The following is an 18,606-nucleotide window of genomic DNA, read 5'->3' on the forward strand; positions in this document are numbered from 1 at the left end:
GCACCATCAAACCGCACTGTCACTCCGAATGCCGGGAACCACCACGTGAGAATCGCCATCCTGTCGCGGGCGCCGCGCAGCTACAGCACCCAGCGACTGCGCGCGGCCGCGATCGATCGAGGTCACGAGGTGAAGGTGCTCAACACGCTCCGCTTCGCGATCGACCTCTCCGGCGACGATCCCGATCTGCAGTATCGCGGCCGCCAGCTGCGCGATTACGACGCGATCATCCCGCGCATCGGCAACTCGATCACGTACTACGGCACCGCCGTCGTGCGGCAGTTCGAGCAGATGGACGTGTATACGCCCAACACCGCCAACGGCATCTCGAACTCGCGCGACAAGCTGCGGGCGAACCAGATCCTCTCCCGCCACGGGATCGCCATGCCGCCCACCGCGTTCGTGCGCGACCGCGCCGACGTGCTGCCGGCGATCGAGAACGTCGGCGGAGCGCCCGTCGTGATCAAGCTGCTCGAGGGCACGCAGGGCATCGGCGTGATCCTGGCGCCCGACAACAAGGTGGCCGAGGCGATCATCGAGACGCTGCAGTCGGCGCGTCAGAACGTGCTGATCCAGCAGTTCGTCACCGAGTCCAAGGGGCGCGACATCCGCGCCCTCGTCGTGGGCGATCGGGTCGTGGCGGCGATGCGGCGCTCGGCCAGCGGCGACGAGTTCCGCTCGAACGTGCACCGCGGCGGATCGGTGGAGCGCGTCGACCTGGACGAGGAGTACGAGCGCACGGCGGTGCGCGCGGCGCAGATCATGGGGCTCAAGGTGGCGGGCGTCGACATGCTCGAGGGCGCCGACGGCCCGCTCGTGATGGAGGTCAACTCCTCGCCGGGCCTGCAGGGCATCGAGACGGCGACGCGGCTCGATGTGGCCGGCGCGATCGTGGACTACATCGCGAACCAGGTGGCGTTCCCGCACATCGACGTGCGCGAGCGGCTGGCCGTGTCGACCGGCTACGGCGTGGCCGAGATCGAGGTGCACGGCGACGCGGAGTTCGTGGGCAAGACGCTGAAGGAATCGGGCCTGTGGCAGCGCGACATCTCGGTGCTCACCCTGCACCGCGGCGCCGCCGTGATCCCGAACCCGCCGGGCCGCCAGGTGCTCGAGGCCGAGGACCGGCTGCTGTGCTGGGGGCGCATGGAGGAGATGCGCTCGCTCATCCCCGAGCGCCCCAAGCGCCGCCCGCGCGTGAAGCGCCTGCCGAAGAACCCGCTGCCGCCCGAGGACTGATCCGGGTCCCGGATTCGCGCATCTGCGCCGAGACCGCACCTGCGCGCCGAGACCGCATGTTTGCGCCGAGACCGCGTGTTTGCGCCGAGACCGCGGCGCGTGGACCCGGTTTCGGCGCGCAGATGCAGTCTCGCGGGGCGCGCGGGGGCGGGGTCAGGCGAATACGGCGTCGAGAGTGGCGGGGCGGCCGGCGTCGCGCAGCGCGGTGCGTGCCGCGTGCCAGCCGGGCATGCCGTGCACGCCCGGGCCGGGAGGGGTCGACGCGGAGGCGAGGTACACGCCGCGCACCGGCGTGCGCCACGGCACGGCCGACACGACCGGGCGGCGCACGGCCTGGCGCAGCGTGAACGCCCCGCCGAACACGTCGCCGCCGATCTCGGCCGGGTTCTCGACCTCGCGGCGGGAGGCGGGCACGGCGTGCGAGGCGAGGATGCGATCGCGGAAGCCCGGCGCGAAGCGCTCGATCTGTCGGATCACGAGCTCCGTGGGGTCCAGCGGCGACCCGTGCGGCACGTGGATGTACGCCCACAGCACGGCCCTGCCGCGCGGCGCGCGCGTGTCGTCGAGCACCGAGGGCTGCACGGCCAGCACGTACGGGCGCTCCGACACGCGCCCGCGCGCGACGGCGTTCTCGGACGCCTCGATCTCGGCGCGCGTGCCGCCGACGTGCACGGTCGGCGCGAGCGCCACCTCGGGGTGGGCCCAGGGCACGGGCCCGTCCAGGGCGAAGTCGACCTTCGCCGCGGCGGCGCCGTAGCGGAACCGGCGCAGCGCGCGGGCGTATCCGGGCGGCACGCCCGGCAGCGTGAGGGCCAGCCGCGGCGACGCATCGAGCAGCAGCAGATCCCCCGCCGCGGGATCGCCCCAGTCGAGCGCCGCCAGATCGGTGACGCGGTGTGACGTCTCGACGCGTCCGCCGTGCGCGTGCAGGTCCGCGACGAGCGCATCGGCGATCGCCTGGGCGCCACCGCGCGGGTACGCCCAGCCGCCGGCGTGCCCGTGCGCGGCCAGCAGCAGCCCGGCCGCCGCGGCCGCCGGCGAGGGCAGCGGCGCGTTCGCGTGGGCGACCACGCCGGTCAGCAGCGCGTGTGCCGCCTCCGTGCGGAACGATCGCCGCCCGAGGAACGAGCCCGCCTCGAGCACGCGGAGCCCGAAGCGCGCCGCGGCCACCGGATCCCGCGGCACCCGCAGCAGCTGGTTCCCCGTCGCGTCGACGACGCCGTCGATCCGGCGCGCCAGCGGCCGCAGCATCGCCCGCCACGCCCGGCCGTCCGCGCCGAGGTCGTCGGCGGTGCGATCGATGTCGCGCCAGGCGATCGCCGCCGCCCCGCCGTCGAGCGGGTGCGCGTACGAGGCGTCCGGCACGATCCAGTCGACCTGCTGGTCCAGGCCGATCGCGCGGAACACCGGCGAGGCGATCGCGGCGGGGTGCACGGCCGAGCACACGTCGTGCCGGAAGCCCGGGAGGGTGAGCGCCGCCGTGCGCACCCCGCCGCCGACGTGATGCGACGCCTCGAGCACGGTCACGTCGTAGCCGGCGCGGGCCAGCGCCGCCGCGGCCGTCAGCCCGTTGGGACCGCTGCCCACCACCGTCGCGCGCGCCATGTGACCATCATGCGCGTTCCAGCACGTCGGCCAGGTCGTATCGCGCGGGGACCTCGAGCTGCTCGTAGGTGCACGAGCGGGCGTCGCGATCGGGGCGCCACCGCGCGAACTGCACGGTGTGGCGGAACCGCTGACCCTCGAGCTGGTCGTAGCGCACCTCCAGCACGCGCTCGGGGCGCAGCCGCACGAACGACACGTCCTTGCCCGAGGAGAAGCGCGATCGGTCGGTCTCGCCGGTCACGGCCTCTCCGGACGCATCGCGCTCGACGAGCGGCTCCAGCTCGTCCACCAGCTCGAGGCGCCGGCGATCGCTGAACGCCGAGACCCCGCCCACGTTGCGCAGCTCGCCGTCGGCGTCGTAGAGGCCCACGAGGATCGATCCCACCCCGCGCCCGCTCTTGTGCACGCGATAGCCCAGCGCCACGACATCGGCCGTGCGGGCGTGCTTGATCTTGAGCATCGTGCGCTTGCCGGGCGCGTACGGGGCGTCGAGCGGCTTGGCGATCACCCCGTCCAGGCCGGCGCCCTCGAACTCGGCGAGCCAGCGCTCGGCCACGGCGGGGTCCCGGGTCGTGCGCGTGAGGTGCAGCGGATGCGGCACGTCGGCGAGCAGCGCCTCCAGGCGGACGCGGCGCTCGCGCAGCGGCAGGTGCGCGATGTCCTCCTCGCCGTCGACGAGCAGATCGAACGCCACGAGCAGGGCCGGGAACTCGGCCGACAGCTTGGCGATGCGCGAGGCGGCGGGGTGGATCCGCTGCGAGAGCACCTCCCAGGCCAGCCGCTGCGATCCCGTCTCGCCGATCGGGACGACGATCTCGCCGTCGATCAGGCAGGGCCGGGGCAGCAGCCGCGGCAGCGCCTCGACGAGCTCGGGGAAGTACGGCGTGAGCGGCTTCGCCCCGCGGGACCCCAGCTCGACGCGCTCGCCGTCCCACGAGGCGATCACGCGGTACGTTGACTGAACTCTTTGACGGTCGTGGCGACCAAGTCGTGCTGGAGTTGGCGCGGTTCCTGTGGGACTGTGCCCTTGTGACGAGCAGGCTGAACCGCCCTGGGTTCTGTTCCGATCGCTATGTGAGCGCCGGGGCGGCGTCTCGTGATTGATAGTATGAATCGGCCTGACTTTCGTTCCGTTCTTCAAGTAAGGATGGAACACGATGAACAGGAAGTACTCGCCGGAGATGCGTGAGCGGGCGTTGCGGATGCTCGCGGAGACGCGGCCGTCGCATCCGACGATGATGAGCGCGGTCCGGCATGTCGCCGGGCTGCTGGGGATGAGCCCGGAGACGCTGCGGTTGTGGCAGCGCCGCTACGAGGTCGACGCCGGGGTGAAGCCCGGGTTGACGACGGATGCGGCGGCGGAGATCAAGCGACTGCAGAAGGAGAACGCGGAGCTGCGCAGGGCCAATGAGATCCTCAAGGCTGCGAGCGTGTTTTTCGCGAAGGAGCTCGACCGCCCCTGACCGAGATGATCCGGTTCATCGATGAACATCGGGATCGTTTCGGGGTCGAGCTCATCTGCCGAGTGTTGCGCCCGGCAGTGCAGGGGTTCCTCACCTCCCGCGGCTATCGCGCCGCCGTCGGCCGCGCCCCGTCTGCCCGGCAGCTGAAGGACGAGCTTCTCGTCCCAGAGGTGGCCCGGCTGCATGCGGAGAACTACGGCGTCTACGGGCGGCGGAAGATGCACGCGCTGATGCGTCGGCAGGGGTGGCAGGTCGGCCGCGACCAGACCGAACGCCTCATGCGGCTCGCTGGGGTGCGTGGCGTCCGTAAGTCGAAGCGGGTGTTCACGACCCGCCCCGACAAGACGACCGTGCTGCCGAGTGATCTCGTGAACCGCCGCTTCACCGCGCCGGCGCCCCGGCGGCTCTGGGTCTGCGACGTCACCTACGTCGCGACCTGGAGTGGTTTCGCCTACGTCGCGTTCGTCACCGACGTCTATTCGAGGCGCATCGTCGGGTGGAACGTCGCGGCGACGCTGCGCTCGGAGATTCTGCCGTTGCAGGCCCTCGACATGGCCGCCTGGAACGTTGGCGGGCGTCTCGACGGACTCATTCATCACGCGGATCATGGGTCGAATTACACCGCGATGGTCTACACCGAGAGGATCGTCGAACTCGGCGCCGTCCCCTCGACCGGGACCGTTGGCGACTCGTTCGATAACGCGATGGCGGAGGCCGTGAACAACCTCTACAAGACCGAGCTGATCCGTCAGCGCGGCCCCTGGCGAACGGTTGAGCAGGTCGAGCTGGCGACTCTCGAGTGGGTGTGGTGGTGGAACAACTCCCGCCTCCACGGCGAGCTCGACATGCGCACCCCGGCAGAGGTTGAGGAGGCGTACTACGCTGACCAAGAATCAGGCCAGCCGGCACCTGCTGGACAAGCCTCCCGATAGGAACGAAAGTCAGGCCGATTCAAAGGTCTTCAGCGACCCCCTGCCCCATCTGTTCGCCCGCCTCGTCGGTGCCAGGCAGGAGGTGCTGTCGATGGCATACATCCGCAAGATCCTGCACCAAATCGCGACTCGCGCGGGCACCTCAGACGCTGGCGCGCCTGTGCACTTCACTCCGCACGACTTCCGCCGCCTGTTCAGCACCGACCTCGTCGGCAGCGGGCTCCCGATGCACATCGTCGCCTCACTCCTCGGGCACCTCAACCTCGAAACGACCCGCGGATACACCGCAGTCTTCCCGGAAGAAGTCGTTCAAGCGCACCAGGCCTTCATCGAACGGCGTCGGGGCGCGCGACCCGAGGGCGAGTTCCGACAGGCGACGGAGGCGGAGTGGGGCGACTTCGAGCAGCACTTCCTGCTGCGCAAGGTCGCGCTCGGCGACTGTCACCGGCCGTACGCGACGCCGTGCGTGCACGAAAGCGCGTGCGCGAAATGCCGCTTCCTGGACGTGGACCCGCGACAGAGCCCGCGCCTTGAAGAGATGGCGGTCAACGCCGAGGGACGTCTCGAGGAAGCCAGACGGCACGTCTGGCTCGGCGAGGTAGCCGCCCTCGAGGAGAGCTTGGTGCACATCCGTCGACGCCGAGACGAGGCTCTTGCCAAGCAGCGCGCCAGCGAAGCGGTTCCGGGCAGCTGAGTATCGCGACGAAAGCTGCAGATGCGGCCAGGATGTTTCCATGGACCTGCCAGTGATGCCGCCCGTAGCGCCGATGCTCGCTAAAGCGGTCTCGTCGATCCCCGATCTGGGGCACGTCGAGCCCAAATGGGATGGATTCAGGACCATAGTCTTCCGCGACGGCGACGAGATCATCCTTGGCAGCCGCAACGAGAAGCCCATGACCCGCTATTTCCCCGAGCTGGTCGAGGCACTGAAGAACACGACGCCCGAACGGTGCGTGCTGGACGGAGAGATCGTCATCATCCGCGGTGAGCGGTTGGACTTCGATCTGCTGCAGCAACGCATTCACCCTGCAGCCAGCCGCGTCAAGCTTCTGGCTGCGCAATCGCCGGCATCCTTCATCGCGTTCGACCTCCTCGCCGAGGAGGACGACGACCTCATGGCGCTTCCTTTTGGAGAGCGCCGTCAGCGGCTCGAGGATGCGCTCGTCGATGCCGACGCTCCCATCCACCTGACCCCGAAGATGTCCGAGCTCTCCCGCGCGCAGGACTGGTTCACCCGGTTCGAGGGCGCTGGATTGGATGGTGTCGTCGCCAAGCCGCTCGATGCCGTGTACCAGCCGGATAAGCGAGTGATGTTCAAGGTGAAGCACGAGCGCACAGCCGACTGCGTGGTCGCCGGTTACAGGCTTCACAAGAGCTCGACACCGAGCAAGCCGCTCCTCGGGTCACTCCTGCTCGGACTGTACGACGGCGGGCGACTCCAGCATGTTGGCGTCTCCGCTTCGTTCACGACAGCGCGGCGGGCGGCGCTGATCGAGGAACTGAAGCACCTGGAGGCCGGCACGGACGACCATCCGTGGGTGCAGCCCGGCGCTGCTGGAACTGCGACGGAAGACCGGATGCCGGGCACTCAAAGCCGGTGGAGCCAGGGCAAAGACCTCTCCTTCGTCCCGCTTCGCCCCGAACTGGTCGTCGAAGTGGCGTACGACCACATGCAGGGAGACCGGTTCCGACACACGGCCAGGTTCCGGCGGTGGCGTCCGGACCGAGACCCGACGACATGCACGTACGAGCAGCTCGAGAAGCCGGTCGATTTTCGCCTCACGGAGGTGCTTAACACCACCTGGCTATGTCAACCGGATACGAGACCGTTGTGTCGGTCTGATTCGAGACCACCTCGGGCGCGGCGTTGACCATCATCCGAGTTCATCGAGGTCCCACCGCGGGAGTCAGGCGGCCGGTCGGGTTGCGTCGGGTAGCGCCGACCATGCGGCGTAGCTGCCCTCTAGTTCGGCGATGTCGTAGCCGGCCCGCCGCAGGGCACTCGCGGTGACGCTGTTGCGGACACCGCTCTGGCAGTAAGTCACGATGGTGCCGGTCTCAGGCAGTCCGTCGGTGTGCCACATGACGCGACCGCCGGACATCTGGTCGGCGCCGGGGATGTGGCCGGCGGCGAACTCCGTCCGGTTGCGCACATCCAGCAGAAGCGCGCGATCGATCTGACCGAGCCGATCCGGCGCGACAGTCTTGGGACGCACCAATGAAAGACCCTCGATGGTCGTGATGAAGCCTTGTACGTTGTCGATGCCGACCCGGATGAGGTGGTCGCGGATCCGCTCTGCGGCGGCCCGGGAGTCGGCCAGCAACACGAGGGGCCGGAACTCGGTTTCGGGGTCGTAGACCCACGATCCGTAGGTGGCCGCTTTGGCTTCGCCCGGCACGTTCAGCGAACGCGCGACCGTTCCTTCGTGCACCTGACTGTGATGACGGGTGTCGACGAAGATCACCCGATCCTCTGCCAGGGCGACGAGCAGCTCGGCTGTCGTGTACTCGCTCAGCGTCGGCAACTCTCCGATCACGGCCGGTCCCACACGATTCTGTGTCTTCATCCGCGCGAAGTAGGCGTGGGCATCAGGCTGGTCGCTCAGCAGCGCCTCGACGAAGCCCTGCTCGTCGTCGTTGGCGAGGTACGAACCCCACCAGGAGAAGCGACGCTCGTACCCGACCGTGGAGGCGGCGATCGCTCCCAGCGCCTTTCCGCAGGCGGATCCGGATCCGTGCGCGGGAAGCACCTGCACGTAGTCGGGAAGTGTGAGGAAGTGATCGCGCAGGCTCGCGAACAGTGCGTGGGCGCCTGCGAAGCGGGTGTCTACGCCTCCGGCTGCCTCGTCGAGCAGGTCGGGCCGGCCGACGTCTCCGACGAAGACGAAGTCGCCCGTGAGCATGTAGCCGGGTTCGTTGGTCTGAGCGCCGTCGGTGATGAGGAAGGACAGGTGCTCGGGAGTGTGTCCGGGGGTGTGAACGGCTTCCAGCGTGACGTTCCCCAGCGTGATCTGGTGACCGTGCTTCATGCGCACGGCGGTGTCGAAGCCTGCCCCATACGTCCAGTCCGGGCCGCCCTCGTCGGATACGTACGCGGTCGCGCCGGTGTGCGCAGCGAGCTCGCGCGTGCCGGACAGGTAGTCGGCATGGATGTGCGTCTCGGTCACTGCGACGATGCGCATGCCGTGCTTGCCGGCGAGATCCAGATAAGCGCCGATATCGCGTCGTGGGTCCACCACGACGGCCTCGCCGCTGCGCTGGCAGCCGATCAGGTAGCTGGCCTGTGCGAGGTCTTCGTCGTAGATGCGCTCAAGCAGCATCGCGATCGCTCCTTTCCTCGTGATCCGTGATCAGTTGCATGAGCAGCGCTCGTTCTCGGGGACTCCTGCGAGGGCCTGCTCGATGTGCTGGCCGCAGCCGTCCCACGTGGGCTTGCCGCACGCAGGGCAGATGATTCGTGCGCACATGGTGTTCCTTTCGGGGCTCTTAGTCTGTGTGAGTTGGTTAGGCGGTGCGCTGCGCGAGCTGCCGGTGAACCTCGTCCATGTCGAGTTCACGCGCCTTCTGGATCAGCAGCTCGAGTTGCGGTGTCGGGAGCGCGCCGGGCTGGGAGTACACGAGCACTCCGTCGCGGAACACCATGAGCGTCGGGATCGAGGTGATGCGGTTAGCCGCCGAGAGTTCAGGCTCAGCCTCGGTGTCGACCTTTGCGAACACCACGTCGCGGTGGCGGTTCGAGGCGGACTCGAACACGGGCGCGAAGGCGCGGCACGGGCCGCACCAGGCAGCCCAGAAGTCCACGAGCACGATGCCGGTGGCGGTGACGGTGCTCTCGAACGTCTCAGCAGTCAGGTTCTTTGTAGGCATGCGCGTCCTCCGACCTCAGCGTCCGAACAGGCGTGACCAGAACCCGCCGCGGTTCGCCTGTGCCGCCTCCAGCTCCGCGGCGGTGTGCTGACCACCGCACCAGTCGGAGCTCGCGACGCTGCTCTTCACCGCCGCGACATGCTGGCCGCAGCCGGCCCATGTCGTCTTGCCGCACGTGCGGCACATCACTGCTCGGCACATCTGCGCACCCCTTCGCTATACCCGGGGGAGTATTCGCCGCCGGTAGCCCAACTATACCCCCGGGGGTATGCTGGTTGTCAACTCGGGCTCACGAAAGGACCTCTCATGGCAAGCACACCCACACTCGCGGACGCGGCACCGGAGCACGACCAGGAGGCAAAGCGCAAGGTCGTCAACCGGCTCCGCCGAGCACACGGGCAGCTGGCAGCGGTCATCACCGCCGTCGAACAGGACGCCCACTGCCGCGACGTCGTGCAGCAGCTCGCCGCCGTCTCGAAGGCGCTCGACAGGGCCGGCTTCCTCGTCATCTCAAGCGCCCTCCGCGAGTGCCTCGCCGACCCAGACGCAGAAGATGCCACACGCCCCGAAGAACTCGAGAAACTCTTCCTCTCCCTCGCATAGCCCTAGCGGAAGGAAGGCGTGCTAACGCGCCTCGCGCGTCGCCCTGGTCAGTGGCTGGTTCGCCCCCTGGTGGAGACCAAGTGCGGTCGGATCATCCGGTCTGCGACGATTCCCGTGATGACGGCGAAGACAACCTTGTGAAGCACGTCGACCACCAGCTCGCGTCGGGGCCAGGTGTGCGGTGGGGCGCCGACGCCGGTCGCGTTCTCAACGGTCTGATCGAAGCCGAGGCGCACGAGGCTGTGCCAGGCGTTGGCGTAGACGCCGCGGATGCCGACTGCGGCCCACACGCCGCGAAGCGCGCCGAGGAGCGCGGCGGTGGCGTAGTGCATCAGGTGGTTGGAGATGAAGGGCTTGTCTGCATCGGTCGGCCGCCGGCCGAGCAGAGTCAGCAGCACACGCCCGGGCACGTATGAGTTCGGACGGCGGGTGATCGCTTGCTCTACTTTTTCGCCGACGACCATCGCTGACCCACCGGCCAGTCCGGCGACAGCTCCGATGCCAGCCGCGCGGATCACACCGCTCACTCGTGAAGTCGTACCCATCAGGACTTTCCTCTCTGAGATCGATTAGCGTGTGCGTCCTGGGGACGCGTACGTCGCGCGAGGATGACCGTCATGACGATCCCCGCGACCAGCAGCACCAGACCGCCGACGTTCCAGGCGATGTCGTACGGCAGAAGATCGACGCCGTAACGGATTTGGTGCAGCTGGAGCACTTTGTGGTCGATGAGGCCGTCCCACAGCTGGAACACGCCCAGGCCGACCAGGAAGCCGGCCCAGGCGGCGGCGGCCCAGAACTGCTCGCGCCGTCGTGCGTCCAGCATCAGGAAGAACCCGGCCGCGAACACGAACAGTTCGGCGGCGTGGAGCAGGCCATCGGAGAGCAACGCGATGTCTGCGGTGGCGTTGTCGTAGAAGTGGTGCCACGCGAGGATCTGGTGAAAGACGATCTCGTCGATGGCGGCCATGGTGGCTATGCCGAGCAGCAACGCTGCCCAGTAGGACTTGTTGCGCAGCGCCGAAGTCCGCTGCGTCGTCACCTGCGTATCCGTCTGCGTGCTCGTCATGTTGAACCCCTCGGCTTGATGTCAGGGAACCGGAGCAGGCGCGAGCTTGAGGCCGGGACCGTTTCCAGCGCGGCTGCTGCGCCCGGCGTGCCTGTGCCGCGGAGGCCTCGTCCGGTGGTGCGGTACCACTGCGCCCACAGCAGCATGATGATGGCGAACTCGACAGCGTCGCCGCCGTAGTACATCAGCTGAGAGCCCGCGTGAGCATCCGCGGCCCTCACGCCCGCCAGCGGGTACGCGTACAGGACTTTCGCGAGGACGCTATGCGCGGCCAATGACAGCACGAGCGCGACAGACCGCACGGTGAACGAGGCCCGGTGCGGCGACGGGTCCATCGGCACCAGAGAGACGGTGTAGAGATACCCGGCGAGCAGGAAGTGCACCATCACCAGCCAGTGCACCAGCATGGCCTGCTGCATCAGCTCGTACACCGGTGTCAGATACAGCGCCCAGAGGCTGCCGACGTTGATGATCGCGGCGACGAGCGGGTGCGTGATAATCCGCACGGGGAAGCTGCTCAATCAAGCTGACACAGACACCACCCCTAATCGTTGAGCCGCTCGAGGATGTCCTTCATCTGGTCGATCTCCTCCTGCTGGGACTGAACGATCTGCTCACACAGCGTGACGATCTCGGAGTCGGTGATGTTGGACTGCTCGCAGACGAGGATCGCGCGGGAGTGGTGCGGGATCATCGACCGCAGGAACTGGTCATCCCCGACGAATGCTTCTGCTCGGCCCATGAGGAACGCCACCACGAACAGCGCGGCGAAGCCGACGAGCAGTCCGATGTTGAGTGGCTTGTTGGGGAACATCTTCCACATCACGGCGATCATGATGATCCCCATCGGGAACACCATCATCAGCGCCATGTAGAGGTTGCTGATGTTGGGCAGGAAGTCGGCGAAGACGTTGATCATCGCGAAGGTGAGCAGGTACATCACGATGAAGCTGAGTGCGAGGGAGATGGCGAGCTTGCCGTAGCTCGCCATCCCCCCGTGCTGCATCCCGCCCTGCTTCGAGTGCGGCATGCCCTCGTGCTCGGAGTGGTGCCCGGCCTGGCTCACAGTGCCCCCAACAGCTCCGCGCACGCCTGCTCGCAGCGGCGGCAGGCCTCGGCACACACCCGGCAGTGCTCGTGCATCTGGGCGTGCGTCTCGCACTCGGCCGCGCACGACGCACAGGCCGCGCGGCATGCCTCGAGCTGGGCGCGCAGGACGTCGGTGTTCGAGCCGGTCTGGCGCGACAGGACCGCGGCGGTCGTCGCGCAGACGTCGGCGCAGTCGAGGTTCTTGCGGATGCACGCGGTCAGGTCAGCCACCATCTCTTCGCTCAGGCAGGCATCTGCGCACGCGGTGCACGCCTGGGCGCACTCCACGCACGCCTCGATACAGCGCACCAAGGCCGCGGTGTCGGCGCCGGCGCCCGCCCGGGGGTGAGTGGTCAGCATCTGCTCTGCAACAGTCATATCGTCCTCCTTCTCCTCGATCGGGGCGCTTCCTCGACCCTCGGCACGGTAGGGCCTCGGCACAGATTCCCCCACCGGGTTGCATACCCCGTGGGGGTATGTATCATTGGCGCGTGCACGGGTACGCGGACAACAAGGAAGCGCTGCTGAAGAGGCTGCGCCGCGCGGAGGGACAGGTCGCGGGGATCGCGCGGATGGTCGAGAACGACGACTACTGCATCGACATCCTCACGCAGGTCTCCGCAGCGACGAAGGCCCTCGAAGCGGTGGCACTGTCGCTGCTCGGCGACCACCTCAGCCACTGCGTGGCCGAGGCTACCGCGCAGGGCGGGCCGGTCGCGGAGGAGAAGATCCGCGAAGCCAACGCCGCCATCGCGCGCCTGGTGCGCTCGTGAACCACGTCACCGGAAGGACATCATCATGACGATCGAACGAGTCGAGCTGGGTCTCAAGGACGCCGGCGTCGGATGCGCCTGCTGCGCCGCCCCGAGCGCCTCGACGACGCAACAGCTGCCCGTGGAAGCGGGACTGTCGGCCACGCTGCTGGTGGAGGGGATGACGTGCGCGCACTGCATTGCCAGCGTCACCGAAGAGCTGTCCGCGGTTCCCGGCGTGGACGACGTGTCGGTCGCGCTCACCGCGGGCGGCACCTCGACCGTCACGGTCCGAAGCTCCGCTCCCGTCGACGCCGATGCGCTGCGCGTCGCCGTCGCTGAGGCCGGCTACACCGTCAGCGACGCCTGACACGGCCGAGCATCCACCCACTCCTGCCCTCCCGGCCGTCCAGCGGCGGCAACTCGCAGAGGAGGCTCCGATGAGCCAGCACGATCACACCATGCACCGGCACACCGGCCACAACCGCGCCGGACACGACAGCACCACGGAGCACACGGATCCCGAGGCAACCGCCGAGGGTATGCGCGAAGCCGTCGCGACCGAACCGGCAGCGCACGGCAGCCAGGACCACAGCGGTCACGATCAAGCGGAGCACAATCACGGCGCGCATCCCGGTCAAGCCGCGCACGCTGGTCATGGCGGGCACGTCGGCCATGGCGGGCATGCCGGTCACGGTGATCACGTGGGGCAGTTCCGCCGCCTGTTCTGGATCATGCTCGCCCTCGCCGTGCCGGTGGTGGCGTTCTCGAGCATGTTCGCCATGCTGCTCGGGTACGCGCTGCCCGACGCCGCATGGGTGAGCTGGATCTCACCCGTGCTCGGCACGGTGATGTACGTGTGGGGCGGTGCGCCCTTCCTCACCGGCGCGGTCAGCGAGCTGCGCACCCGCAAGCCCGGGATGATGCTGCTGATCGGTCTGGCCATCACGGTCGCGTTCCTGGCTTCGTGGGGCGCGAGCCTGGGCGTCCTGCACCATGAGCTCGACTTCTGGTGGGAGCTCGCGCTGCTGATCGTCATCATGCTGCTGGGGCACTGGATCGAGATGCGCTCCCTTGCCCAGACGACGTCCGCGCTGGACTCCCTCGCCGCGCTGCTGCCGGACGAGGCCGAGCGCATCGAGGGCGACACCACCGTCACCGTCGCCCCCGCCGACCTGCGTGTCGGGGACGTCGTGGTGGTCCGCCCGGGCGGCCGCGTGCCCGCAGACGGGCGGGTCGTGCAGGGCTCCGCGAGCATGGACGAGGCCATGATCACCGGCGAATCCCGCCCGGTCCGCCGCTCCGAGGGCGACCAGGTCGTCGCCGGCACCGTCGCGACCGATTCGGGCCTGCGCGTGGAGATCACCGCGATCGGAGAGAACACCACCCTCGCCGGCATCCAGCGGCTGGTTGCCGAAGCGCAGAACTCCTCGTCCCGCGCGCAGCGAATCGCTGACCGCGCCGCGGCGCTGCTGTTCTGGTTCGCCCTGATCGCAGGCGTCATCACCGCGCTGGTATGGACGCTGCTGGGCCTCCCAGATCAGGCCGTGGTCCGCACCATCACCGTCCTCGTGATCGCCTGCCCCCACGCTCTGGGCCTGGCGATCCCGCTGGTGGTGTCCATCGCCACCGAGCGGGCCGCGCGCGGCGGAGTGCTCATCAAGGACCGGTTGGCGCTGGAGAGTATGCGCACCATCGACACGGTCCTGTTCGACAAGACCGGCACCCTGACGAAGGGCGCTCCGGCGGTCACCGCGGTGCACCCCGCCGGCGGGATCGACGCCGATCGGCTGCTCGCCCTCGCTGCGGCGGCCGAGGCGGACTCTGAGCACCCCCTGGCACGCGCGATCGTGAACGGCGCGAGCGAGAAGCGACTGGCGGTGCCGGGATCCTCCGGGTTCGAGTCCTCACCGGCGGTCGGCGTGCGCGCCACCGTCGACGGGCACCTGGTACAGGTCGGCGGCCCCTACCTGCTCGAGCAGGAGGGATCCGCCGAGTTGCCCGTCGCGGACGAGTGGCGCCGCGAGGGGGCGATCATCCTGCACATCCTGATCGACGGTCAGGTCGCCGGGGCGCTTCGCTTGGCCGATGAGATCCGCAGCGAGTCCCGGGAGGCGATCGAGGCGCTCCACGTCCGCGGCGTCCAGGTCGTGATGATCACCGGCGATGCGGAAGCGGTCGCCGCCTCCGTGGCCGAGGAGCTTGGCATCGACCGGTTCTTCGCCGGCGTGCGTCCCGAGGACAAGGCCTCCAAGGTCAAGCAGCTGCAGGAGGAGGGCCGCAAGGTCGTGATGGTCGGCGACGGCGTCAACGACGCTCCCGCCCTCGCCCAGGCCGACGTGGGTATAGCGATCGGTGCGGGCACCGACGTCGCGATCGCCTCCGCCGGTGTCATCCTCGCCAGCGACGACCCGCGATCGGTGCTGTCGGTGATGGAGCTGTCGCGGGCAAGCTACCGGAAGATGAAGCAGAACCTGTGGTGGGCTGCCGGTTACAACCTGATCGCCGTCCCGCTCGCCGCCGGGGTGCTCGCCCCGTTCGGGTTCGTGCTCCCGATGTCGGTCGGGGCGATCCTGATGTCGCTGTCGACGATCGTCGTCGCGCTGAACGCGCAGCTGTTGCGCCGGCTGGACATGCGCCCCGAGATCACCGCTGCAGCGGTCTTGCGTGGTGCCTGACAGGCGGGTTTCGTAGATTGTGAGCGGGAAGGGAGGTGCGCTGATGAGCGTGATGACGCTGCGCCAGGCGATGCGTCCGAGCGCCACACTGGCGCGCACCTTCCTACTCACCGCCGCGGCCGTCATCGGGGTGCTGATTGGCCTAGTCGGCATGCACGTGCTCAGCAGCGGCAGCACCCACCACGCTCCCGTGGTGATCAGCGAGAGCACGCACCATGGCGGTGAGCCCGCGATGGTTGACGTCGCGAGCCCGGACGCGGCTACAGCCGGTGATCATTCCGCGGCGGATCCCTGCGCTGAGGGCGACTGCGGGGGCGGCATGGACGCGATGGCGTTCATGGCGTGCGTGCTCGCCCTGCTCGCCGTCAGCATCGTTCTCGCCATTCGCCCCGGCCGGGTCGTCACCATTGCGCGCGCTCAGGCGCCGCCACATGCCACGGCGACGCTCACGGAGGCGCCGCCGGTTCCTCCCGATCTGAACGTCCTCTCCATCAGTCGCACCTGAGGGTCATCTGCTGTCGCAGATCCCGTGCTTCGGCACGCCCCTCAACAACGACTTAGGAGACAGACCCTCATGAAGATCCGCACGATTGCATTCCACGCCGGCATCCTCGCGACCGCGCTCGTCCTGACCGGTTGCAGCGACACCGGTGGCTCCGATATGGAAGGCATGGACCACGGCAACGGCACCAGCAGCTCGCCCAGCGCCTCCGCTGAGGCCAGTGGCGCGGTGTTCAACGACGCGGACGTGACGTTCGCGATGGAGATGGTCATGCACCACCAGCAGGCCATAGAGATGTCCGACACTCTGCTGGCCAAGGACGGGGTTCACCCGGACGTCGTCGCGCTTGCCGAGCGCATCAAGGCCGCTCAGGGCCCGGAGATCGAGACCATGAACCAGTGGCTCGAAGACTGGGGCCAGGACACCGACATGGGTGGGATGGACCACGGCGGCGGCATGATGTCCGAAGAGGAGATGGCCGCCCTCGAGGAAGCCGACGGCGAAACCGCATCGAGCCTGTTCCTGGAGCAGATGATCATGCACCACCAGGGCGCGATCGACATGGCTCAGGCCCAGATCGACAACGGCCAGAACCCCGACGCCGTCGCCCTCGCGCAGAAGATCGTCGAGGACCAGACCGCCGAGATCACCGAGATGCAGGAGCTGCTCGCCCAGCTGTGAGCACCCGCCACGCCGGTGGCCACCCCGTCCGGGTGGGTCACCGGCTCCGCCCTGCCCAAACCATCCCGGAGATCTCCCATGCCTTTCACCCCCGCCATTCCCCGACGGCGCCTGGCCGCCTTCGCCGCCCTTGCCCTGACTGCGCCCCTCTTCACCGGCTGCGCTCTGATCCGAGCCGAGGACCCCGACCACGACACCAAGGTGGCCCTCGAGCACATCCACGGGCTCGCCTCCGACCCCGAGACGGGCGGTCTGCTCATCGCCAGCCACGGCGGCATCTACCAACTCGACGCCCTCACCCGCTCGGCGGAGCTCAGCGGACCGGTCGCCGGCAACGACTTCGACGCCATGGGGTTCACCGCCGTCGACGGTCAGCTCTATGCCTCCGGACACCCCGGGCCGAACAGCCCCGACCACTTCGCCGGCCAGAATCTCGGCCTCATCCGCTCCGACGACAACGCCCGCACCTGGACGAACGTCGCATTCACCGGTGAGGCCGACTTCCACGACCTCGCCATCAGCGAATCCGATCCGAATCGCATCTACGCGAACAACTTCGGCATCGTCTACCGCTCCGACGACGGCGGGCGCACCTGGAACGACGGAGTCGGCGTCGACGCACGCGACATGCTCGCCGACCCCGACGATTCCGACACCGTCTACGCGACCACTCCCGAAGGGCTCTATGTCAGCCGTGACGCGGGTGCGACGTTCGAGCTCGACGAGACTGCGCCGCGGATGGTTCTGATCGCGACGAACAGCCTGGGGCTACTGGTCGGCACCAGCTTCGACAACACACTCGTCTACCAGCTCCCCAGCGGCGAGTGGGCCACCGGAGGCGAGTACGAAGGTGCCGCCCAGGCCCTCACCGTCACGCCGGGCGACGAGATCGCCCTCGTCGACCAACGTGGCGTGGTCACGACACGTGACTTCGGTACCACCTGGGAAGAGATCTTCCGCCCGGAGCCGCACACTTGACGTCCAACCGGGCCTTCCCGGGTTCAGTGAAGGAAGCCGTCCCACTTCGGCTCGAACAGCAGGCCGCCCGGATGCTTCGCGGGATCGGGGATCGCCGGCACGGCCTTGGCGAGCATCGGCGCGGGGATGTCGTGGGGCATGCGCTCATCCTGCCGCCGCCGCGCGCGCCTCACCAGCCCCGCCGGGACGACCCGCGATCGGACGGCTGGGAGATATCGTCGGATCACGCGTCGAGAGGGGTCCCGTGGAGCTGAACCGCGTCCTCCCCGAGTTGCGCGGGCCGATGAAGCGCGCACAGGTGTCGATGCCCCGCTGGCTCGTCCGGATCGCGGTGCGGCTGCTGATCGTGCCGAGGTCCGACGCCGTGCGCGTGACGCGGGCCCGCGCGGGTGCCGCGACGGTGCGCGTGTACGTGCCGACGGGCGCCCGCGGCGGCGGGGGTCTGCTGTGGATCCACGGGGGAGGCCTCCTGTTCGGCGATGCCAAGCAGGACGAGGCGCTGTGCCTGTCGACGGCGGAGCGGCTCGGGCTCGTCGTCGTCTCGGCGAACTACCGGTTCGCGCCCGAGCATCCGTTCCCCGCCGCGCACGACGACGTCCGCGGCGCGTGGCACTGGTTCCTCGACCACGCCGATGAGCTGGGCGTGGATCCGCGGCGCATCGTCGTCGGCGGCGAGAGTGCGGGCGGGGGACTGGCAGCGGCCCTCGTGCAGCGCCTCCACGACGACGGCGGCGTGCAGCCGTGCGGGCAGTGGCTGTTCGCTCCGATGCTCGACGATCGCACCGCCGCGCGCCGCGAGCTGGACGCCGAGCGGCACTTCGTGTGGGACAACGAGGCCAACCGCGAGGGCTGGTCCGGCTATCTCGGCACGTCGCCCGGCGCCGACGCCGTCCCCGCCTACGCTGCGCCGGCCCGGCGCACCGACCTGAGCGGGCTGCCGCCGGCGTTCCTCACCTGGGGCGACATCGAGCTGTTCGCCGCGGAGGATCGCGCCTACGCCGAGGCGCTGCGGGGCGCGGGGGTGCCGGTGACGACCGATGTCGTGGAGGGCGCCCCGCACGGGTTCGAGAACTGGGCGAGGACGACGCCGGCGGCGCGGGCGCTCCTCGACCGTGCGCAGGAGTGGCTGCGCGCCGCGACCGCGTGAC

General features: G+C 68.9%; 22 protein-coding genes and 2 pseudogenes. 12 read left to right on the forward strand and 12 right to left on the reverse strand.

What is annotated here, in order from left to right:
- Positions 1-45: 45 nt before the first annotated feature.
- Positions 46-1,239, forward strand: coding sequence for a RimK family alpha-L-glutamate ligase (locus E3O41_RS02625; RefSeq protein ID WP_067028434.1), 1,194 nt, complete (start codon positions 46-48; stop codon positions 1,237-1,239).
- A gap of 153 nt (positions 1,240-1,392) precedes the next feature.
- On the opposite strand, the gene E3O41_RS02630 is transcribed toward E3O41_RS02625, so the two are convergent.
- Both E3O41_RS02630 and E3O41_RS02635 read right to left on the reverse strand, forming a co-directional pair.
- Positions 1,393-2,844, reverse strand: coding sequence for a phytoene desaturase family protein (locus E3O41_RS02630; RefSeq protein WP_067028432.1), 1,452 nt, complete (start codon positions 2,842-2,844; stop codon positions 1,393-1,395).
- Positions 2,845-2,851: 7 nt separating this feature from the next.
- Positions 2,852-3,796, reverse strand: a pseudogene (locus E3O41_RS02635) (ATP-dependent DNA ligase); the annotation flags it as partial.
- A 205-nt stretch (positions 3,797-4,001) separates the two neighbouring features.
- Here E3O41_RS02635 and E3O41_RS02640 point away from each other — a divergent pair.
- From E3O41_RS02640 to E3O41_RS02650, 3 genes are all read left to right on the forward strand, one after another.
- A protein-coding gene (locus E3O41_RS02640) for an IS3 family transposase (protein ID WP_244927258.1) occupies positions 4,002-5,239 on the forward strand; the annotation gives its coding sequence in 2 pieces (ribosomal slippage) (positions 4,002-4,281 and positions 4,281-5,239; 1,239 coding nt in all).
- 91 nt (positions 5,240-5,330) lie between these two features.
- On the forward strand, positions 5,331-5,933 hold the full coding sequence (locus tag E3O41_RS02645; protein WP_342353794.1) for a tyrosine-type recombinase/integrase: 603 nt from the start codon (positions 5,331-5,333) through the stop codon (positions 5,931-5,933).
- A gap of 40 nt (positions 5,934-5,973) precedes the next feature.
- Entirely contained in the window at positions 5,974-7,110 is a 1,137-nt protein-coding gene (locus E3O41_RS02650; RefSeq protein ID WP_083991028.1) for an ATP-dependent DNA ligase, read from the forward strand.
- Between the two features lie 36 nt (positions 7,111-7,146).
- On the opposite strand, the gene E3O41_RS02655 is transcribed toward E3O41_RS02650, so the two are convergent.
- The 3 genes from E3O41_RS02655 to E3O41_RS02665 all read right to left on the reverse strand — a co-directional run bounded on the left by E3O41_RS02655 (position 7,147) and on the right by E3O41_RS02665 (position 9,307).
- Positions 7,147-8,559: an MBL fold metallo-hydrolase gene (locus E3O41_RS02655; RefSeq protein WP_055988452.1), complete on the reverse strand. Its 1,413-nt coding sequence runs from the start codon at positions 8,557-8,559 to the stop codon at positions 7,147-7,149.
- Between the two features lie 184 nt (positions 8,560-8,743).
- Positions 8,744-9,106, reverse strand: coding sequence for a thioredoxin (gene trxA, locus E3O41_RS02660; protein WP_055988450.1), 363 nt, complete (start codon positions 9,104-9,106; stop codon positions 8,744-8,746).
- A gap of 15 nt (positions 9,107-9,121) precedes the next feature.
- Positions 9,122-9,307 (reverse strand): hypothetical protein, encoded by a 186-nt coding sequence (locus tag E3O41_RS02665; protein WP_055988449.1) that lies wholly within the window; start codon positions 9,305-9,307, stop codon positions 9,122-9,124.
- Positions 9,308-9,412: 105 nt separating this feature from the next.
- Here E3O41_RS02665 and E3O41_RS02670 point away from each other — a divergent pair, with 105 nt between their 5' ends.
- Complete coding sequence (locus tag E3O41_RS02670) at positions 9,413-9,709, forward strand: metal-sensitive transcriptional regulator (protein ID WP_055988447.1); 297 nt, start codon at positions 9,413-9,415, stop codon at positions 9,707-9,709.
- A gap of 47 nt (positions 9,710-9,756) precedes the next feature.
- On the opposite strand, the gene E3O41_RS02675 is transcribed toward E3O41_RS02670, so the two are convergent.
- From E3O41_RS02675 to E3O41_RS02695, 5 genes are read right to left on the reverse strand one after another with little or no spacing between them, the layout of a single operon-like run.
- On the reverse strand, positions 9,757-10,236 hold the full coding sequence (locus tag E3O41_RS02675) for a hypothetical protein (RefSeq protein WP_240482475.1): 480 nt from the start codon (positions 10,234-10,236) through the stop codon (positions 9,757-9,759).
- Positions 10,237-10,253: 17 nt separating this feature from the next.
- A complete protein-coding gene (locus E3O41_RS02680) occupies positions 10,254-10,778 on the reverse strand; it encodes a DUF2243 domain-containing protein (RefSeq protein ID WP_067027620.1) in 525 nt (174 codons plus the stop codon).
- Positions 10,775-11,284: a cytochrome c oxidase assembly protein gene (locus E3O41_RS02685; RefSeq protein ID WP_240482474.1), complete on the reverse strand. Its 510-nt coding sequence runs from the start codon at positions 11,282-11,284 to the stop codon at positions 10,775-10,777. The genes E3O41_RS02680 and E3O41_RS02685 overlap by 4 nt, the downstream gene beginning before the upstream one ends.
- A gap of 38 nt (positions 11,285-11,322) precedes the next feature.
- On the reverse strand, positions 11,323-11,844 hold the full coding sequence (locus E3O41_RS02690) for a DUF305 domain-containing protein (protein ID WP_233441183.1): 522 nt from the start codon (positions 11,842-11,844) through the stop codon (positions 11,323-11,325).
- A complete protein-coding gene (locus E3O41_RS02695; RefSeq protein WP_067027657.1) occupies positions 11,841-12,245 on the reverse strand; it encodes a four-helix bundle copper-binding protein in 405 nt (134 codons plus the stop codon). Before E3O41_RS02695 ends, E3O41_RS02690 begins: the two co-directional genes overlap by 4 nt.
- Positions 12,246-12,358: 113 nt before the next feature.
- On the opposite strand from E3O41_RS02695, the gene E3O41_RS02700 reads away from it, so the two are divergent.
- Positions 12,359-12,640: a metal-sensitive transcriptional regulator gene (locus tag E3O41_RS02700; RefSeq protein ID WP_067027616.1), complete on the forward strand. Its 282-nt coding sequence runs from the start codon at positions 12,359-12,361 to the stop codon at positions 12,638-12,640.
- A gap of 25 nt (positions 12,641-12,665) precedes the next feature.
- The gene (locus E3O41_RS02705; protein WP_067027614.1) at positions 12,666-12,989 is read left to right on the forward strand and encodes a heavy-metal-associated domain-containing protein; all 324 of its coding nucleotides are present in this window, start codon (positions 12,666-12,668) and stop codon (positions 12,987-12,989) included.
- Here the strand turns inward: E3O41_RS02705 and E3O41_RS14380 are convergent.
- Entirely contained in the window at positions 12,976-13,323 is a 348-nt protein-coding gene (locus E3O41_RS14380; protein WP_067027611.1) for a hypothetical protein, read from the reverse strand. The two genes, E3O41_RS02705 and E3O41_RS14380, sit on opposite strands and share 14 nt — an antisense overlap.
- A gap of 30 nt (positions 13,324-13,353) precedes the next feature.
- Between E3O41_RS14380 and E3O41_RS02710 the strand changes: the two genes are divergently transcribed.
- From E3O41_RS02710 to E3O41_RS02725, 4 genes are all read left to right on the forward strand, one after another.
- Complete coding sequence (locus E3O41_RS02710) at positions 13,354-15,297, forward strand: heavy metal translocating P-type ATPase (RefSeq protein WP_067027655.1); 1,944 nt, start codon at positions 13,354-13,356, stop codon at positions 15,295-15,297.
- A 43-nt stretch (positions 15,298-15,340) separates the two neighbouring features.
- A complete protein-coding gene (locus E3O41_RS02715) occupies positions 15,341-15,802 on the forward strand; it encodes a DUF6153 family protein (protein WP_067027609.1) in 462 nt (153 codons plus the stop codon).
- Between the two features lie 69 nt (positions 15,803-15,871).
- Positions 15,872-16,480 carry a DUF305 domain-containing protein gene (locus tag E3O41_RS02720; RefSeq protein ID WP_067027607.1) on the forward strand — a complete coding sequence of 203 codons (609 nt, stop codon included), beginning with the start codon at positions 15,872-15,874 and terminating at the stop codon, positions 16,478-16,480.
- A gap of 15 nt (positions 16,481-16,495) precedes the next feature.
- Positions 16,496-17,458 (forward strand): F510_1955 family glycosylhydrolase, encoded by a 963-nt coding sequence (locus tag E3O41_RS02725; RefSeq protein WP_135011980.1) that lies wholly within the window; start codon positions 16,496-16,498, stop codon positions 17,456-17,458.
- A gap of 32 nt (positions 17,459-17,490) precedes the next feature.
- Here the strand turns inward: E3O41_RS02725 and E3O41_RS14525 are convergent.
- A pseudogene (locus E3O41_RS14525) lies at positions 17,491-17,598 on the reverse strand (ATP-dependent DNA ligase); the annotation flags it as partial.
- Positions 17,599-17,741: 143 nt separating this feature from the next.
- On the opposite strand from E3O41_RS14525, the gene E3O41_RS02735 reads away from it, so the two are divergent.
- Complete coding sequence (locus tag E3O41_RS02735) at positions 17,742-18,605, forward strand: alpha/beta hydrolase (protein ID WP_135011982.1); 864 nt, start codon at positions 17,742-17,744, stop codon at positions 18,603-18,605.
- The last annotated feature ends 1 nt before the right edge of the window (position 18,606 follow it).

The sequence above is a fragment of the Microbacterium sediminis genome, assembly GCF_004564075.1.
Taxonomy (GTDB): domain Bacteria; phylum Actinomycetota; class Actinomycetes; order Actinomycetales; family Microbacteriaceae; genus Microbacterium; species Microbacterium sediminis.

What these genes read in the sequence shown, in the direction of transcription:
- E3O41_RS02630 (WP_067028432.1), bottom strand. Translation starts at nt 2,844, where the DNA reads ATGGCGCGCGCGACGGTGGTGGGCAGCGGTCCCAACGGGCTGACGGCC.
- E3O41_RS02645 (WP_342353794.1), top strand. Translation starts at nt 5,331, where the DNA reads ATGGCATACATCCGCAAGATCCTGCACCAAATCGCGACTCGCGCGGGC.
- E3O41_RS02650 (WP_083991028.1), top strand. Translation starts at nt 5,974, where the DNA reads ATGGACCTGCCAGTGATGCCGCCCGTAGCGCCGATGCTCGCTAAAGCG.
- E3O41_RS02655 (WP_055988452.1), bottom strand. Translation starts at nt 8,559, where the DNA reads ATGCTGCTTGAGCGCATCTACGACGAAGACCTCGCACAGGCCAGCTAC.
- trxA (WP_055988450.1), bottom strand. Translation starts at nt 9,106, where the DNA reads ATGCCTACAAAGAACCTGACTGCTGAGACGTTCGAGAGCACCGTCACC.
- E3O41_RS02665 (WP_055988449.1), bottom strand. Translation starts at nt 9,307, where the DNA reads ATGTGCCGAGCAGTGATGTGCCGCACGTGCGGCAAGACGACATGGGCC.
- E3O41_RS02670 (WP_055988447.1), top strand. Translation starts at nt 9,413, where the DNA reads ATGGCAAGCACACCCACACTCGCGGACGCGGCACCGGAGCACGACCAG.
- E3O41_RS02680 (WP_067027620.1), bottom strand. Translation starts at nt 10,778, where the DNA reads ATGACGAGCACGCAGACGGATACGCAGGTGACGACGCAGCGGACTTCG.
- E3O41_RS02695 (WP_067027657.1), bottom strand. Translation starts at nt 12,245, where the DNA reads ATGACTGTTGCAGAGCAGATGCTGACCACTCACCCCCGGGCGGGCGCC.
- E3O41_RS02705 (WP_067027614.1), top strand. Translation starts at nt 12,666, where the DNA reads ATGACGATCGAACGAGTCGAGCTGGGTCTCAAGGACGCCGGCGTCGGA.
- E3O41_RS02710 (WP_067027655.1), top strand. Translation starts at nt 13,354, where the DNA reads ATGCTCGCCCTCGCCGTGCCGGTGGTGGCGTTCTCGAGCATGTTCGCC.
- E3O41_RS02715 (WP_067027609.1), top strand. Translation starts at nt 15,341, where the DNA reads ATGAGCGTGATGACGCTGCGCCAGGCGATGCGTCCGAGCGCCACACTG.
- E3O41_RS02720 (WP_067027607.1), top strand. Translation starts at nt 15,872, where the DNA reads ATGAAGATCCGCACGATTGCATTCCACGCCGGCATCCTCGCGACCGCG.
- E3O41_RS02735 (WP_135011982.1), top strand. Translation starts at nt 17,742, where the DNA reads ATGAAGCGCGCACAGGTGTCGATGCCCCGCTGGCTCGTCCGGATCGCG.